This window comes from Ensifer sesbaniae (assembly GCF_013283665.1).
Classification (GTDB): Bacteria; Pseudomonadota; Alphaproteobacteria; order Rhizobiales; family Rhizobiaceae; genus Ensifer; species Ensifer sesbaniae.
On record NZ_JABEKU010000001.1, the window covers coordinates 310,462 to 326,920 of the forward strand.

General features: G+C 62.7%; 12 protein-coding genes. 3 read left to right on the plus strand and 9 right to left on the minus strand.

The features are described from left to right. Window positions 1-63: 63 nt before the first annotated feature. On the minus strand, window positions 64-414 hold the full coding sequence (locus BHMPCIPO_RS01420; RefSeq protein ID WP_173515112.1) for a hypothetical protein: 351 nt from the start codon (window positions 412-414) through the stop codon (window positions 64-66). Window positions 415-987: 573 nt separating this feature from the next. On the opposite strand from BHMPCIPO_RS01420, the gene BHMPCIPO_RS01425 reads away from it, so the two are divergent. Further along, window positions 988-1,476 carry a hypothetical protein gene (locus tag BHMPCIPO_RS01425; RefSeq protein ID WP_173515113.1) on the plus strand — a complete coding sequence of 163 codons (489 nt, stop codon included), beginning with the start codon at window positions 988-990 and terminating at the stop codon, window positions 1,474-1,476. A 24-nt stretch (window positions 1,477-1,500) separates the two neighbouring features. Here the strand turns inward: BHMPCIPO_RS01425 and BHMPCIPO_RS01430 are convergent, their stop codons facing one another. The 4 genes from BHMPCIPO_RS01430 to BHMPCIPO_RS01445 form a co-directional block, all read right to left on the minus strand. Continuing rightward, the gene (locus BHMPCIPO_RS01430; protein WP_173515114.1) at window positions 1,501-2,460 is read right to left on the minus strand and encodes a lysylphosphatidylglycerol synthase transmembrane domain-containing protein; all 960 of its coding nucleotides are present in this window, start codon (window positions 2,458-2,460) and stop codon (window positions 1,501-1,503) included. 479 nt (window positions 2,461-2,939) lie between these two features. After that, window positions 2,940-4,331 carry a M20/M25/M40 family metallo-hydrolase gene (locus tag BHMPCIPO_RS01435; protein ID WP_173515115.1) on the minus strand — a complete coding sequence of 464 codons (1,392 nt, stop codon included), beginning with the start codon at window positions 4,329-4,331 and terminating at the stop codon, window positions 2,940-2,942. Between the two features lie 333 nt (window positions 4,332-4,664). Continuing rightward, a complete protein-coding gene (locus BHMPCIPO_RS01440) occupies window positions 4,665-5,108 on the minus strand; it encodes a MarR family winged helix-turn-helix transcriptional regulator (protein ID WP_173515116.1) in 444 nt (147 codons plus the stop codon). Window positions 5,109-5,559: 451 nt separating this feature from the next. Further along, the gene (locus BHMPCIPO_RS01445; RefSeq protein ID WP_173515117.1) at window positions 5,560-5,874 is read right to left on the minus strand and encodes a hypothetical protein; all 315 of its coding nucleotides are present in this window, start codon (window positions 5,872-5,874) and stop codon (window positions 5,560-5,562) included. Between the two features lie 91 nt (window positions 5,875-5,965). On the opposite strand from BHMPCIPO_RS01445, the gene polA reads away from it, so the two are divergent. After that, complete coding sequence (polA, locus tag BHMPCIPO_RS01450; RefSeq protein WP_173515118.1) at window positions 5,966-8,971, plus strand: DNA polymerase I; 3,006 nt, start codon at window positions 5,966-5,968, stop codon at window positions 8,969-8,971. A 238-nt stretch (window positions 8,972-9,209) separates the two neighbouring features. Next, window positions 9,210-10,064 carry a formyltetrahydrofolate deformylase gene (gene purU / locus BHMPCIPO_RS01455; protein WP_173515119.1) on the plus strand — a complete coding sequence of 285 codons (855 nt, stop codon included), beginning with the start codon at window positions 9,210-9,212 and terminating at the stop codon, window positions 10,062-10,064. A 57-nt stretch (window positions 10,065-10,121) separates the two neighbouring features. Here the strand turns inward: purU and BHMPCIPO_RS01460 are convergent, their stop codons facing one another. The 4 genes from BHMPCIPO_RS01460 to BHMPCIPO_RS01475 form a co-directional block, all read right to left on the minus strand. After that, a complete protein-coding gene (locus BHMPCIPO_RS01460; protein ID WP_173515120.1) occupies window positions 10,122-10,766 on the minus strand; it encodes a TetR family transcriptional regulator in 645 nt (214 codons plus the stop codon). Between the two features lie 61 nt (window positions 10,767-10,827). Further along, window positions 10,828-13,968: a multidrug efflux RND transporter permease subunit gene (locus BHMPCIPO_RS01465; RefSeq protein ID WP_173515121.1), complete on the minus strand. Its 3,141-nt coding sequence runs from the start codon at window positions 13,966-13,968 to the stop codon at window positions 10,828-10,830. Between the two features lie 9 nt (window positions 13,969-13,977). After that, window positions 13,978-15,189: an efflux RND transporter periplasmic adaptor subunit gene (locus BHMPCIPO_RS01470; protein ID WP_490243278.1), complete on the minus strand. Its 1,212-nt coding sequence runs from the start codon at window positions 15,187-15,189 to the stop codon at window positions 13,978-13,980. A 268-nt stretch (window positions 15,190-15,457) separates the two neighbouring features. Further along, window positions 15,458-16,459 (minus strand): ABC transporter ATP-binding protein, encoded by a 1,002-nt coding sequence (locus BHMPCIPO_RS01475; protein ID WP_173515123.1) that lies wholly within the window; start codon window positions 16,457-16,459, stop codon window positions 15,458-15,460.

Consider the following 16,459-nt stretch of genomic DNA (forward strand, 5'->3'; position numbering starts at 1 on the left):
CGGTGGGCCGGGTCGCAGTAGTGACGCGCGCCCATTGTGTTGACGAGCCAAATATGGTCGCGGTTACTGGATCGAAGTACGCAGCGGCGTATCTTCGACCGCCACGCTCGATCCCGCAGCAGCGGGCGCGGTAAAGTCGTAGAGCCATTGGCTGTAGGGAAGCCGAAGCAGGACCCGTTTGCCCAGATGGTTCGTCGCCACTTCCTCGCAATCCTTCGCGGGATAGGCCTGCCGGCCGCACATGGCACGTGGGCTGTCGACCAGGCGGTAGCCGTGCCCCTGATAAACGAGCGCCGTCATCGCCCTCAGTTTGAGGGAGCCAGGGGGCAGTACCACGAGGCGCAGGCTGGCAACCCAGGTCGCGAGGATCAGGACGACGATGATTGCGGTGGGGATCTGGAGCAACAATTTCATCTGAAATCCTGCAATTAATGAGAGTAAAATATACATTTAGCTTATTGGTGGTCGTATATCTGAAAAGCTGAGGGAAAGTAAAAAGCCATCAAAGGTTGTAGTTTCCATCCGGTTACCGCGCCAAGCTTGGCTTTCGAGCATCGGTCTTTAGCGAGGGAATCCGCGACTCGGGCGCGGGTGAAGAGCTCAAGAGCGCGCCAAGCGCGCTCGCTTTCACGATTTTGTGCAATGCAAAAATAATGACTTGATTTTGCTGCAATGCATAATTATTATATGACTTATCGAAGCGCTGCACCTCCTCCCGCGGCGCCCGATGCGGATCGGTGACACTCCTCCTCCCAGTCGCCGATCAAGTTCGAGAGCCCCGTGTACCTCCTCCCACACGGGGCTCTTTTCATGTCTCGAATGCAGTCGTGTTTCCCTGCATGTCGCACCTGTGGTGCGCCGTTGGCGCCGCGGCGGGTTCTCGCGGGACGGCGTGGAGACGATTTGAGGAAACCGGCAGGCGGTGAATCCTGCTATGGCTTCGCCTTATTGTTGTGCTTGGCTATCGCACGACAAAGGAGGGTTGCCATGAAGCTTCGATCCACCGTCCTCGCGCTCGTCGCATTCGCAGCGTTGAACGGCGAGACCCTGGCGCAAGAAGGCGTCGCCTATGTCGACGATCGCTCCGATGGGGCAACCCTCGTCCGCTCTCTCTATAACGCCATCAACCGCAAGGAATATGCCCGCGCCTACGGCTATTTCGGCGAATCGAAGCCCGTCGGCGGCTTCAAGTCCTTCACCCGCGGCTATGATCGCACGGTGTCCGTCGAGGTAAAGATCGGCAAGGTGAAGACGGAAGCCGGTGCCGGCAGCATCTATTCCGCGGTCCCGGTTGCGGTGAAATCCATCGAGAAGCGCGCGCGGGTCCGGTTCTTCGCCGGCTGCTACGTGACGCGCATCATCAACCCCTCGCTGCAGGTGCCGCCCTTCACGCCCTACCAGATCGAGGCGGCGCGGCTTGAGGAAGTGAAGGGGCCGCTCGAGCAGGCGCTTCCGGCCGTCTGCAATGCGCCCTGAAGCACGGAAAGGCGTCCGTCCCCGCTAGGGAAGGTCGGTCCCTCCAGGGGGAGAGCGTTGTGCCACGAAGCGCGCCCGCTCGAAGACGAGGATCACTACCAACGCAAGGACGAAGGGGATGACCAGGTAGAGCAGGCGGAAAATCGCAAGGGCGGCGAGAACGTCGGCCGGATCCATCTCCGGCAGCGCGGCGATGAAGATCAGTTCGAGCACGCCGATCCCGCCCGGCGCATGCGAGAGCAGTGCGGCCGAGAACGAGGCGAGGAAGATGCCGAGGATGACGATATAGCCCGGGTTTCCGGTTTCCGGCAGCGCGAAATAGATGATCCCGGCAGCGCCGATCAGTTCCACGGGCCCGATCACCAATTGCCGGACGACGATCTTCGGCTTTGGGTAGTGAAGCTGGAACCAGCGCGTCCGGAACGACGGAAGCCCGACGAGGCTGCCGATGACATAGAGCCCGATGACGACGAGAATGAGCACGCCGGTCGTCAGCGACATTTCCACCGGCAGGAATTCAGCGAAGCGTTCGATGATGTCGGGCCGTATCAGCAGGACGATGGCGGAAAGCACCAGCGTGCCGAGCGTGAAGGTGAAGGAACAGAAGGCGACGAGTACGCCGACTTCACCCGGAGAAAGCCCCTTGGAGCGATAGGCCCGGTAGCGCACGACGGCGCCGGAAAAGACCGATGCACCGAGATTGTGTGAAAGCGCGTAGGTCGTGAACGAGCAGAGCGTGATGAACCAGATCGAAATGCGGTGACCGAGATGGTCGAGCGCCAGTCGGTCGTAGGCCGCAAGCGCCGCATAGGCGACCAGCGTCGAGCCGATCGCCAACAGCCAGCTCTTGAATGAAATGGCGTTGAAGCTCGCGATGAACTCATCGAGCGAAAGGCCACGGAGTTCGTGATAAAGCGCATTCACCGAAAAAAGGATCGCGAGAAGGCCGACAACGGGCCAGAAATAGGTCTGCAGCCTCTTCATACCGCTGCCGCGATTGGTGTGAGGACGTGGGTAAGGCGCTCTGAGGACACTTCTGTTGCGGCTGCCGGAGTGGTTCTCCAAGCGGAGACATTCCGTCCTATGAGCCGTCTTGTCATAGCGTCACGCCCGCAGCGCGACGCTTCGGTCCTTACCCTTGCCAACGATCCGATTTCCCTTTTGTGATTTGTTTCACAAAAAGGAAGCACCTGAGACCCCTGAGGTCAAGGATTGAGGGTCTGCCGAAAACGGAGAAACCGCCCGGAAACGGTGAAGGGGAAACGGTAAAACGCGGGCGGGACGGCGATCGAACAGCAACGCGTACGTGTCGGCAGGCGGATTGCTCGTGGGGGCTGCGTCATCACGGCTATGCACCCCATTGACGAGGCCGCGACGGGGCGTTCCGCCGCGGCTTGGATCAAGAGGGTTGAGCGGGATGCAGGCGAAAATCCCGCGCATTTTGCGATCCCGCCCTGACCGTCTCAGGCTGCCAGCGCGTCCAGGATGCGGATCCAGGAACGAATGCCCTTGTGGTAGGACTGCAGCTCGTACTTCTCGTTCGGCGAATGGATGCGGTCGTCGGAAAGGCCGAAGCCGACCAGCAGCGATTCCATGCCGAGCATCTTCTGGAAGTCGCCGACGATCGGGATCGAGCCACCCATGCCGATGATGACGGCCGGCTTCGGCCATTCGTCGGAAAGAGCCACCTTTGCCGTGTTGAGCAGCGGCGATTCGTAAGGCAGGTGGATGGCCGGCGAACCGCCATGGGCGTGGAACTCGACCGAGCAATCGGCCGGAACCTTGGAGCGGACATAGCCGCGGAACGCCTCGCGGATCTTCTCCGGGTTCTGGTTGCCGACGAGGCGGAAGGAAACCTTCGCCGAAGCCTCTGCCGCAATCACCGTCTTGAAGCCTTCGCCGGTATAGCCGCCGGTGATGCCGTTGACTTCCGCCGTCGGGCGCGCCCAGGTCAGTTCCAGCACCGAGCGGTTCTTCTCGCCCGACGGGATCGAGAGGCCGATTTCGCCGAGGAATTTCTCCGCCGTCTGGCCGAGTGTTTCCCAGGCAGCCTTGATCTCAGCCGGGGTTTCTTCGACGCCTTCATAGAAGCCGGGGAGTGTCACACGGCTGTTTTCGTCGTGAAGGCCGGCGAGAATGGACGTGAGGATGCGGATCGGGTTGGCGGCGGCACCGCCGAAGTAACCGGAATGCAGGTCGCGGTCGGCCGCCTTGATGATGACCTCTTCGCCGACGAGGCCGCGCAGGCCAGCCGAAATGGCCGGCGTCTCGCGGTCCCACATGCTGGTGTCGCAGACGAGCGCATAGTCGGCCTTGAGTTCGGCGGCATTGGCTTCGAGGAAGGGCTTCAGCGACGGCGAGCCGGATTCCTCTTCGCCCTCGAACAGAATGGTGACGCGGCAGGGCAGGCCGCCATGCACCTGCTTATAGGCGCGCACGGCTTCGACGAAGGTCAAGAGCTGGCCCTTGTCGTCAGCCGTGCCGCGGCCGGTGATGACCTTGCGGCCGGGTTCGATTTCCTTGATGCCCGGCTCGAAAGGATCCGTGTCCCAGAGATTGAGCGGGTCGACCGGCTGGACGTCGTAGTGACCATAGAACAGCACGTGCGGCGCATCCGGCCTGGCGCCATCGTGATGGGCAACGACCATCGGGTGGCCGGGGGTGTCGCGCACCGAGGCGGTGAAGCCAAGATTGTTGAGTTCCGCCACCAGCCATTCGGCTGCCCTGCGGCATTCCGCCTTGAAGGCCGGGTCGGTCGAGATCGACTTGATCCGAACGAGATCGAAAAGCCGGTCGAGGCTTTTCGGCAGGTTGGCGTCTGCGCGTTCGAGAACGGGGGTGATATCTGCCATCATGCATATCCTTGCTTCGTTTGGCCGGAACCTACTGCATGAATCGCCAAATCGGAATCGATTTGCGCACGAAATCACGCGAGCCACATTCTCCTGCATGATCTCCTTAAATCGACCTCGATTTAAGGACGAAGACATGCAGCAAATCAAAATTCTACAGCGACCTTTGCGCGTCTGATAAGACGCGCGGCGCTGTAGAGCGGCAGACCGGCGGGCATTCGACGCTGCGCCTTCAGGCGCGCAAAGTCACCGGGCGCGCGCGCTCTGGTTTAGAGCCTAAGGCCATTCTCTTTAAGCCAAATATTTTGATGGATCGATCAGGGACGGTGCGAGGCGTCAGGCGCGGCCGTCGCCGCGCGCCACGTTGGCAAGCGCCATGCGCATATATTCGAGCATCAACTCGCGCTCGAAGTTTCTGAGGCCGGAGAGCAGCGACTGGTCGGCGGCAAGGGCTGCTTCCTTGGCTGCCGCCTCCATCTCCTTCGCCCGCTCGGTCAGGAAGATCTGCTGCGAGCGCTTGTCCTGCGGATGCTTGCGGCGGATGATGAGCCCGTCGCGCTCCATGCGGGAGAGCGTGTTGGCCATCGTCGCCTGTTCGATGTCGAGGCGATCAAGCAGTTGCTTCTGCGTCAGGCCCTCTTCGGCCCAAAGCTCCAGCAGAATGGGAAACTGTCCCGGCGCGAACCCGAGCTTCTGGCCGCGCTCGTGCAGGGCGCGCGAAAAGCTCTTCGCCAGCAGGCTGGCCAGATAGGTCGCAGATTCCATCCGATTGAAGGCCATGCCTATCGGTACGCCCGAAGCGCCATGAAGACAAGTTACAATGCAGGCGATGAACCCTTCTGCGTGTCTCCTTCAAGCGAGCTCGATTTAAGCCTTGAATTGAGCGGACTTGATCGCAGGCCGTGGCCGGAAAACAAAAAACCGTCACGGCGCGGAGGCGGCGCCGTGACGGTTTCCTGAAAACGGGACAAAGGCCCGGAGAGGGGGATAAGGCCTTTGTCCTCATCTGGTGCGGGCGGGGGACAGGCCAATCACCAGAAGACGGCATCACTCGGTGCCGTTGGGTAAGATTTGAGGAGTCAAATGTGGCTTTTCAAGGATAGGCGGCACGAATCGGACATTACAAATACGTAACGTTTCCGTGAAAGCTCGCACGCCCCTCAGCGATCTGTCGAAGCCCGGTTTCGCAAGGCGAAAATGAGTTCCACAAGGCCGATCCCCATCGCAACCGTCATCGCCGTTTTTGCCATTTCGCCCGCCGTTTGATCCGGCGTAATGGACATGACGACAATGAAGGCACCGAAGAGCGCGGCGCGCGCCACGGCATACTCCACCTTCTGCCAAGTTGGCCAGGATGAACCGTCCCCTCGCCTGAAATGGGTATCGAGCCCGTCATCGCGAGCAGGTACATCGGCGCGAAAGCCGTCTTGATGACGATCAGGAACGTCGGATCGGCCGACAGGAGCCACGAAATGAGGAAGCAAAAGCCGGCAAAGCTTGAAAGAAGAAGATACTGTTGCAGGGCGTAACGCACGTCATGCGGCATGGCTGGCCTCCTCTTTGACAAGTGGAGATTGTAGTGTTCGGTGGGAAAACCGCAATGGACCTTTGCCTCACCCCGCGCTATCCATTTGCCCATGAAAAACGGTGATCATCTCTTCCTCGTCGACGGCTCCGGATTCATCTTCCGGGCGTTCCACGCCATCCCGCCGCTCAATCGCAAATCCGACGGCCTGCCGGTCAATGCGGTATCGGGTTTCTGCAACATGTTGTGGAAGCTGCTCACCGATGCGCGCGACACGTCGGTCGGCGTTACGCCGACCCATTTCGCCGTCATCTTCGACTATTCCTCGAAGACGTTCCGCAACGCGCTTTACGATCAGTACAAGGCGAATCGGACTGCGCCACCGGAAGATCTCATTCCGCAGTTCGGCCTGATCCGCCATGCGACCCGTGCCTTCAACCTGCCCTGTATCGAGAAGGAAGGTTATGAGGCGGACGATCTGATCGCTACCTATGCGAGGCTCGCCGAGCAAGCCGGTGCCGATGTTACCATCATCTCGTCCGACAAGGATCTGATGCAGCTCGTCACCCCGAAAGTGTCGATGTACGACAGCATGAAGGACAAGCAGATCTCGATCCCCGAGGTCATCGAAAAGTGGGGCGTGCCCCCGGAGAAGATGATCGATCTCCAGGCGATGACCGGTGATTCCACCGACAACGTCCCCGGCATTCCCGGGATCGGTCCAAAGACGGCGGCGCAGCTGCTGGAAGAATTCGGCGACCTCGATACGCTGCTTGCCCGCGCCGGCGAAATCAAGCAGGCCAAGCGCCGCGAAAACATCATCGCCAATGCCGATCTCGCGCGCCTGTCGCGCCAGCTCGTGGTGCTCAAGACAGATACGCCGCTCGATGTTCCGCTGGAAGAGCTGAGCCTGGAGCCGCAAAACGGGCCGAAGTTGATCGCCTTCCTCAAGGCGATGGAATTCAACACGCTGACGCGCCGCGTCGCCGCGGCGACGGGCACGGACGCAGACGCCGTCGAAGCTGCCAACGTGCCGGTCGAATGGGGTGCTGAGGCGCGGGGACCCGACCTTGACAAGGGCGAAGCGGTGGCCGTCAGCGAGGAGTCCGCCGCCAAGGCAGCAGTGCGGGGCGAGGCGGCCGAAGCGGCCGCTGTGCTGTCACGCGCCGGCGAACCGGCCGCGACCGATGCCACACCCCAGGCGCTGGCCGCGGCGCGCGCGGAAATCTTTGCCAAGGCGCCGTTTGACCACAGCGCCTATGTGACGATTCGCGATATCGCGGTTCTCGACCAGTGGATATCAGCCGCGCAGGAAGCGGGCGTCGTCGGTTTCGACACGGAAACGAACTCGCTTGATGCCATGCAGGCCGATCTTGTTGGCTTCTCGCTGGCGATCGCCGACCATCGGGCGGACCCGACGGGCACCGCCATCCGGGCGGCCTATGTGCCGTTGATCCACAAGACCGGTATCGGTGATCTCCTGGGCGGCGGGCTTGCCGAAAACCAGATCCCGGTTGGGGAAGCGCTGAGCCGCTTGAAGCGCCTGCTCGAAGACCCGTCGGTGCTCAAGGTCGCGCAGAACCTCAAATACGATTACCTGGTGATGAAGCGGCACGGCATCACCGTCGAGAGCTTCGACGACACGATGCTGATGTCCTATGTCGCCGATGCCGGCAACGGCACCCATGGCATGGACTCGCTCTCCGAGCGCTGGCTGAACCACAAGCCGATCGCCTACAAGGACATTACCGGTACCGGTAAGTCGTCGCTGACCTTCGACTTCGTCGATATCGACAAGGCAACGGCCTACGCGGCCGAGGATGCGGACGTCACGCTGAGGCTCTGGCACGTCCTGAAGGCGCGGCTGGCCGCCAAGGGGCTGACGCGCGTCTATGAGCGTCTGGAGCGACCTCTGGTTGCGGTGCTCGCACGCATGGAGGACCGCGGCATCACCATCGATCGCCAGATCCTGTCACGGCTTTCGGGCGAACTGGCGCAAGGGGCGGCAGCGCTGGAGGACGAGATCTACAAGCTCGCCGGCGAAACCTTCACCATCGGTTCGCCGAAGCAGTTGGGCGATATCCTGTTCGGCAAGATGGGCTTTGCCGGCGGGTCGAAGACCAAGACCGGGCAATGGTCGACCTCGGCCCAGGTGCTGGAAGACCTGGCCGCCGAAGGGCATGAATTGCCGCGCAAGATCGTCGACTGGCGGCAGCTGACCAAGCTCAAATCCACCTATACCGACGCGCTGCCGGGCTTTGTCCATCCGGAGACGAAGCGCGTGCACACGTCCTATGCGCTTGCCGCGACGACGACGGGACGGCTGTCCTCCTCAGACCCGAACCTACAGAACATTCCGGTGCGCACCGCCGAAGGCCGCAAGATCCGCACCGCCTTCATCGCAACGCCAGGTCACAAGCTCGTCTCCGCCGACTACAGCCAGATCGAACTGCGCGTGCTCGCCCATGTCGCCGACATTCCGCAGCTCCGCCAGGCCTTCGCCGACGGTGTCGACATCCATGCGATGACGGCATCGGAAATGTTCGGCGTTCCGGTCGAGGGCATGCCGGGTGAGATCCGCCGGCGCGCCAAAGCGATCAACTTCGGCATCATCTACGGCATCTCGGCCTTCGGCCTCGCCAACCAGCTGTCGATCGAACGCTCAGAGGCGAGCGATTACATCAAGCGCTATTTCGAGCGCTTCCCCGGCATTCGCGACTACATGGAAGGCACCAAGGCCTTTGCCCGCGAACACGGATACGTCGAGACCATCTTCGGCCGCCGCGCGCATTATCCGGACATCCGCTCGTCGATCCCGTCGCATCGCGCCTTCAACGAACGCGCCGCGATCAACGCGCCGATCCAGGGCTCGGCCGCCGACATCATCCGCCGCGCCATGGTGAAGATGGAGCCGGCATTGGCCGAGGCGAAGCTCTCGGCCCGCATGCTGCTGCAGGTGCACGACGAACTGATCTTCGAGGTCGAGGACGCCGAGGTCGAACGGACCATTCCGATCGTCGTCTCGGTAATGGAAAACGCCGCCATGCCGGCGCTCGACATGAAGGTGCCGCTCAAGGTCGACGCACGGGCCGCGACCAACTGGGACGAGGCGCACTAATCCGTCGGCCCAGTGCCGGGTTTTCTGAGGGAATTCTCTCAGGAAGCATCAAAAATCGCCTGCGATGATTCTTGCAGTGCCCGAGGGCATTTGATGCTTTCGGGCGCCTTTCCATCAGGATGATAGAAAGCGCCGGCCGTCGCAGCCGGAACGATTGCCGGCGCGTTCAACTCCTCATAGGCAGCGGTTGGGAAGGGGCTTGAAGCCCCATCCGAAACGGCTGCAATCGGAGGAGATCATGGCGCCGAAGACCTTCATTCTTGTCCTGTCCTGCGACGACAAACCCGGCATTGTCGCGGCCGTCACCACCGAGCTCGCCGGCCTCGGCGCCAATATCGCCGAGAGCAACCAGTTCTGGGACGTCAAGACCAACAGCTTCTTCATGCGCATCGCCTTTCAGGTTGCGGCGAGCGTTCAGGCAACCGATGTCGAGCGGGCGTTGGCCCCGGCCGTCGAGCGTTTCCAGATGCGGACGGTCCTGGCGGACGCCACGGTGAGGCCGAAGATCCTCGTGCTCGTCTCCAGGTTCGACCATGCGCTCCTGCACCTGCTCTACCAGATCCGTGTCGGCTGGCTGAACGCGGAAGTCGTCGCCATCGTCTCCAACCACGAGGACAGCCGACGCACGGCGGAAGCCGAAGGTTTGCCTTATCACTGTTGGCCGGTATCGAAGGACAACAAGGCCGAGCAGGAGGAGAGACTCTTGCGCCTCGTCCAGGAGACTGGCGCCGATCTCGTCATCCTCGCCCGCTACATGCAGGTCTTCTCGGACAATCTGTCGAAGCGACTCTACGGCAAGGCGATCAACATCCACCATTCCTTCCTGCCGAGCTTCAAGGGCGCCAGGCCCTATCATCAGGCGCATGAGCGTGGGGTGAAGCTGATCGGTGCGACGGCGCATTACATCACGCCCGACCTCGACGAAGGGCCGATCATCGAGCAGGAAACCGAGCGTGTCAGCCATGCGCTGACGGCCGAGGGCTTCGTCGCCACCGGCCGCGACATCGAAAGCCGCGTGCTCGCGCGTGCCGTCAGGCTGCACCTGGAACGGCGCGTTATGCTCAACGGTCACAAGACCGTGGTGTTCAGCTAAACAGCATCGTTTGGTGCCGATATGGCCGGTGCCCGAACGGGCGCCGGCTCAAGGCCGTTATGGGCGTGCGGCAACCGCGGTCGCCGTGACGGCCGGCGCGCGGAAGCTGGCAAAGAGCCGGCTCAAGCCTTCGCGTCCCTCGGCGATCAGATCGAAGCGGCGGCCGAAGAGCAGCCACTCGGTACAGAGCCCGAGCATCATCCAGTGCAGCGTTCTGGTCGCCGAGGCCGGCGTCCAGGTCTCGTGCATCTGCCCCTTGGCGAGGGCGCGGGAGAAAGCGAGTTCCAGCAGGATGTTGTGGCGGTCGTCGAGTTCCTTTTGCCGGGCAAGCACCTCGCCCAGATCGCCGTCGTAATTGGTGCGCAGCATGATTGTGAGAATGCGCTGGCGCTGTTCGTCGGCGGCGAGAGCGTCCAGCCAGTCGCCCATGGCGCCTTCGAGGATGGAAAGAGTATCGGCCGCCTCCGCTTCGATTTCGCGGGCGATCATGTCTTCCTGCGGCAGGGGCACGGCATCGTGCAGCGCGAGGAACAGGTCCGTCTTGTTGGCGAAGTGCCAGTAGATGGCACCGCGCGTCACGCCCGCAGCCCTGGCGATTTCTTCGAGCGTCGTGTTCGAGACGCCCTTTTCGTAGAAGACCCGCTCGGCGGCGCAGAGGATCTTCTGCCGGGTTACTTCTGCGTCGGCTTTTGTTCGGCGCATTCATTCCTCCTCGTCAGGCGGCCCGCCGACAGTGATGTGCGGCGGGCCGTCTGTTGTCATGTTATTCGGCGGGCGTCAGGTTTTCTGCGGCTGCCGGTGTGTTTTCCACCTTCTTTCGTCCGAAAATCTTCGTGACGAACACGAAGAAGACCGGAACGAAGAAGATGGCCAGCACCGTTGCCGAGATCATCCCGCCCATGACGCCCGTGCCGATGGCGCGCTGGCTGCCGGAGCTGGCGCCCGTGGCGATCGCCAGCGGCAGAACGCCGAGCGTGAAGGCCAGCGACGTCATCAGGATCGGTCGGAAGCGAAGATGTGCTGCCTCCAGCGTCGCGTCGATCAGCGACTTGCCCTGCTCGCGCAGTTCCTTGGCGAACTCGATGATCAGGATCGCGTTCTTCGCCGAAAGGCCGATGATCGCGATCAGGCCCACCTTAAAGTACACGTCGTTCGGCATGTCACGCATGGTGACCGCCAGCACGGCGCCGATGACGCCAAGCGGAACGACCATGATCACCGCAACCGGGATCGACCAGCTCTCGTAGAGCGCCGCAAGGCACAGGAACACGAGGAGGCACGACAGCGCGATCAAGAGAGGCGCCTGGGTGCCGGACTGGATTTCCTGCAGCGACTGCCCTGTCCATTCGTAGCCGAAGCCAGCCGGAAGCTGCCCGGCGAGACGCTGCATCTCGGCGATCGCATCACCGGACGAGTAGCCGGGCGCCGCCTCGCCGCTGATACGGACCGAGGGATAGCCGTTGTAGCCGATCGTCTGCGTCGACGCCTTGACCCATTCCACCGTCGCGAAGGCCGACAGCGGCACCATGCCGCCATTGGCATTGCGGACGTTCAGGTTCAGCAGGTCGGCGGTCTGCATGCGCTGACCTTCGTCCGCCTGCACCGTCACCCGCTGCATGCGCCCGGCATTGGGGAAGTCGTTGACATAGGACGAGCCGAGGTTGGTCGAGATCGTCGAGTTGATGTCGGCGAAGGTCACACCGAAGGTGTTGGCCTTCTCGCGGTCGATGTTGACGCTGACCTGGGCCGCATCCGGCATGCCCTCGAAGCGGACGCCCGAGAGCACCTTGCTCTCCGCCGCCATGCCGAGAAGCTGGTCGCGGGCCTGCGACAATGCCGCCTGGCCGAGACCGCCGCGGTCCTGCAGACGGAACGAGAAGCCGCCCGTGGTGCCGAGGCCCTGGATCGCCGGCGGCGACAGCGCGAAGCTGATCGCGTCCTTGATCTGGCTCATCGCCATCGTCGCACGCATGGCGATCGACTGCGCGGCGTTGTTGGCGTCCCGTTCTTTCCAGTCCTTGAGCGTCACGAAGGCGAGCGCTGCGTTCTGGCCGGTGCCGAAGAAGGAGAAGCCGTTGATCGCGATGATGCGTTCGACGGCCGGTTCCTGGCCGAAGATCTTCTCGGCCTGCTCCACCACCTCGGTCGTGCGGTTGCCCGTCGCTTCCGACGGCAGCTGCATCATGACGATCACGAAGCCCTGGTCTTCGTCCGGGAGGAACGACGACGGCAGCTTCATGAACAGCCAGCCGAGGCCGGCGAGCACGGCGACATAGACGATCATGTAGCGACCGGTCCGGTGCACCAGGCGCTTCACGATGCCGCTATAGCCGTGCGAGGTCTTGTCGAAGCTGCGGTTGAACCAGCCGAAGAAGCCGCGCTTGGCATGGTGGTGGCCCTTCGGCACCTGCTTCAGGAAGCTCGCGCAGAGTGCCGGGGTCAGCGACAGCGCAAGAAGCGCCGAGAACAGGATCGAGACGACCATCGTCAGCGAGAACTGGCGATAGATCACGCCGACCGCACCCGGGAAGAAGGCCATCGGAATGAACACGGAGGCGAGTACCAGCGTGATGCCGATGACCGCGCCGGTGATCTGCCTCATTGCCTTGCGGGTCGCTTCCTTCGGTGTCAGCCCTTCCTCGGACATGATGCGCTCGACGTTTTCGACGACGATGATCGCATCGTCGACGAGGATACCGATCGCCAGCACCATGCCGAACATGGTCAGAACGTTGATCGAGAAGCCCATCGCCAGCATAACGGCGCAGGTGCCGAGCAGGGCGACCGGTACGACGAGCGTCGGGATGATGGTGTAGCGGATGTTCTGCAGGAACAGGAACATCACGATGAATACCAGTGCCACCGCTTCGACGAGCGTCGAAAGCACTTTCTCGATCGAAACGGCGACGAAGGGCGAGGTGTCGTAGGGAACCGAATATTCGAGGCCCTGCGGGAAGAACTTCGCCAGTTCGTCCATGCGCGCCTTGATCGCCGCGGAGGTCGACATGGCGTTGCCGCTCGGCGAGAGCTGGACGGCGATCGCCGCCGAGGGCTTGCCGTTCAGCCGCGTCGAGAAGGCGTAGCTTTCGCCGCCGATCTCGATGCGGGCGACGTCGCGCAGGCGAACGGACGAACCGTCCGGATTGGCGCGGAGCACGATCGCGCCGAACTCTTCGGCGCTCTCCAACTGGCCCTTGACGACGACGGGCGCGCTGATCTGCTGGGTGATCGGGTTCGGCTGGGCGCCGATCGAGCCGGAGGCGATCTGGGCGTTCTGCGCCGTGATCGCAGCCGTCACGTCGGCGGCCGTCAGGTTGAGGCCCAGCATCTTGTCCGGGTCGAGCCAGACGCGCATCGAGCGCTCGGTGGCGAAGAGCTGCGCACGGCCGACGCCGGGCACGCGCTGGATTTCGCTCAGAACGTTGCGGCTCAGATAGTCGCCGAGACCGATGGCATCCATCGAGCCGTCGGTCGAAGTCAGGGCCACGATCATCAGAAAGCCGGAGCCGGCCTCATCGACCTGGACGCCCTGGCGCTTGACCGAATCGGGCAGGCGCGGCTCGACGCGGCGAACGCGGTTCTGGATGTCGACCGCCGCCTGTCCCGGATCGGTGCCGGGCGCGAAAGTGGCGCTGATTTCGACCGAACCGGAGGCGCTCGAGGTCGATTCGAAGTAGAGCAGGCCTTCGACGCCGTTCAGCTCATCTTCGATCAGTCGGGTGACGCTCTGATAGGTGTCCTGCGACGAAGCGCCGGGGTAGCTCGTGTTGATGGAGATCTGCGGCGGCGCGACGTCGGGATATTGCGATACCGGCAGAAGCGGGATCGCAATGACGCCGGCGACCATGATGAAGATCGCCACCACCCAGGCAAAAATAGGCCTGTCGATGAAAAAACTAGGCATCAATCAAACTCACTTTGTAACTTCGGCCGGCTTCTCGTCGGCAGATGCCGTCGTCTGCGCCGCTTGCGCCACAGGCTTGGCCTCCGGGTTCCAGTCCGTCGGCTCGACCGGTGCGCCGGGGCCGATCTTCTGGAAGCCTTCGACGATGACCTTCTCGCCGGCCTTGAGGCCGGCGGTCACCTGCCAGCGGGTGCCGATCGTGCGGCCGAGCGTCACGTTGCGGAACTCGACCTTGTTGTCGGCGCCTACGACATAGACCTGCGACTGGCCGGCATTGTTGCGCTGAACGGCCTGCTGCGGAACGGTGATCGCGTCCTTCTCGACGCCCTGCTGCACCAGCACGCGGACATACATGCCCGGAAGCAGGTCGTTGTCCGGGTTCGGGAATTCGCCGCGCAGGGTCACCTGGCCGGTCGTCGCATCGACGGCCGCTTCGGAGAACAGGAGCTTGCCCTTGTGCTCGTAGGCCGTGCCGTCGTCGAGCACGAGCTGCACTTCGGCTTCTTCGCCGTCGCCGCTCATCATCTTGCCGTCCTCGAGCGCCTTGCGCAGGCGAATGAGGTCGGTCGCCGACTGGGTGAAGTCGGCATAGAGCGGATCGAGCTGTTGGATTGTCGCGAGATTTTCCGAGCCATTGGTGCTGACGAGGGCGCCTTCGGTGATCAGCGCGCGGCCGATGCGGCCGCTGATCGGCGCCGTCACGTCGGCATATTGCAGGTCGAGCTTGGCTGCCGCGAGGCCGGCCTCGGCGATCGCGACATCGGCGTCGGCGGTTGCGAGCAGGGCGGCCGCGTCGTCGAACTGCTGCGCGGCGACGACATTCGCCTTCTTGAGCTGCTCCTGGCGGTCGGCCTTCTGCTGCGCCTGGACGCGGATGGAATGGGCGCGCCGCAGCGTTGCCTCGGCCTTTTCGACCTGCACGCGGAAGGGAGCCGGATCGATGCGGTAGAGCACGTCACCCGCATTGACCTTGGAGCCCTGCTGGAAGACGCGCTCGACGACGATGCCGGAGACGCGCGGGCGGACCTCTGCGACCCGGGTCGCGGCGATGCGGCCGGGCAACTCGTTGGTGATCGGCAGCGTTTCGGCCTTGGTCGTGAAGACTGCGACGGCGGACGGTGGGAATGCGGCAGCGCCCTGTTGTGCTTCCTCTTTCTGGCAGCCGGAAAGAAGAATCACAGTTGCCAAGGCGGCGGCCAGTGTCGGTCGGTTCATGCGCATAGCGATGTCCATATTCGGTGACCGCAGGCAACGGATGCATCTCGCAAGGTGCCCGTGCGGTCCGGAAGTGAAGGGGAGCGGAACCGGTATCAGGTTCGGCAAATACCGGAAAGCTAATATACAAACACAAATGTATGTTAATTCGCGTTGCAGTGCAACAGCGTGATACGGGGCGTCGGGTCAAAAAATAATGCAGCCGCCACAGGGGGTTAGTCCTGTGGCGGCTAATTTTCACGCAGCTGTGATGGGGCGCCGGCCCCAAGATGGATCAGGCGAGAACGCGGTCGTCGTCGCCGAAACGATGCATGCTGCCGACCATCGGCGTCGCATAGACGATGTCGTCAGGTGCGTAGCGATGCTCGCCGAAGAGGCGGACGGTGATGGTGCCGGCCTGTTCGGAATCGACGTAGACGATCGTGTCGGCGCCGAGGTGTTCGACGTGGATCACCTTGCCCTTCCAGTCGCCGCTCTCGCGCGAAAGCGCCATGTGCTCGGGCCGGATGCCGATCGTCTTGGCGCCGGCGTCGCCGAGCCGCGCGCCCTCGATGAAGTTCATCTGCGGCGAGCCGATAAAGCCGGCGACGAAGACGTTGGCGGGGCGGTTGTAGAGATCCATCGGCGAGCCGATCTGCTCGATCTTGCCGGCGTTCAAGACGACGATCTTGTCGGCGAGCGTCATCGCCTCCACCTGGTCGTGGGTCACGTAGATCATCGTTGCCTTCAGGCTGCGATGCAGCCTTGCGATCTCGAGACGGGTGTTGACGCGCAGTGCCGCGTCGAGGTTGGAAAGCGGCTCGTCGAACAGGAAGAGCTTCGGTTCGCGCACGATCGCGCGGCCGATTGCCACGCGCTGCCGTTGGCCGCCCGACAGCTCGGCCGGGCGCCGGGCGAGATAGGGCTCCAGCGACAGCATGCCGGCCGCCTTGTTGACCTTCTTGTCGATCTCAGCCTTCGGGGCGCCCGCCTGCTTCAGGCCGAGCCCCATATTGTCCTTCACCGTCAGGTGCGGATAGAGCGCATAGGACTGAAACACCATGGCGATGCCGCGTTTGGCCGGCGCCACGTGTCCGACTTCGGCGCCGTCGATCTGCACGCTGCCAGAGGTCGCGTCTTCGAGGCCGGCGATGGTGCGCAGCAAGGTCGACTTGCCGCAGCCGGACGGGCCGACGAAGATGACGAACTCGCCGTCCTTTACCTCGAGGTCGATGCCCTTCAGAACCTCATGGCTACCATAGGCCTTGCGGATGGATTTGAGTTGAAGCGATCCCAC

Bases quoted from the DNA above. Each gene is read 5' to 3' on its own strand.
- purU (WP_173515119.1), top strand. From the start codon at position 9,210: ATGGCGCCGAAGACCTTCATTCTTGTCCTGTCCTGCGACGACAAACCC.
- BHMPCIPO_RS01445 (WP_173515117.1), bottom strand. From the start codon at position 5,874: ATGCCGCATGACGTGCGTTACGCCCTGCAACAGTATCTTCTTCTTTCA.
- BHMPCIPO_RS01420 (WP_173515112.1), bottom strand. From the start codon at position 414: ATGAAATTGTTGCTCCAGATCCCCACCGCAATCATCGTCGTCCTGATC.
- BHMPCIPO_RS01430 (WP_173515114.1), bottom strand. From the start codon at position 2,460: ATGAAGAGGCTGCAGACCTATTTCTGGCCCGTTGTCGGCCTTCTCGCG.
- BHMPCIPO_RS01470 (WP_490243278.1), bottom strand. From the start codon at position 15,189: ATGCGCATGAACCGACCGACACTGGCCGCCGCCTTGGCAACTGTGATT.
- BHMPCIPO_RS01440 (WP_173515116.1), bottom strand. From the start codon at position 5,108: ATGGCCTTCAATCGGATGGAATCTGCGACCTATCTGGCCAGCCTGCTG.
- polA (WP_173515118.1), top strand. From the start codon at position 5,966: ATGAAAAACGGTGATCATCTCTTCCTCGTCGACGGCTCCGGATTCATC.
- BHMPCIPO_RS01465 (WP_173515121.1), bottom strand. From the start codon at position 13,968: ATGCCTAGTTTTTTCATCGACAGGCCTATTTTTGCCTGGGTGGTGGCG.
- BHMPCIPO_RS01460 (WP_173515120.1), bottom strand. From the start codon at position 10,766: ATGCGCCGAACAAAAGCCGACGCAGAAGTAACCCGGCAGAAGATCCTC.
- BHMPCIPO_RS01435 (WP_173515115.1), bottom strand. From the start codon at position 4,331: ATGATGGCAGATATCACCCCCGTTCTCGAACGCGCAGACGCCAACCTG.
- BHMPCIPO_RS01425 (WP_173515113.1), top strand. From the start codon at position 988: ATGAAGCTTCGATCCACCGTCCTCGCGCTCGTCGCATTCGCAGCGTTG.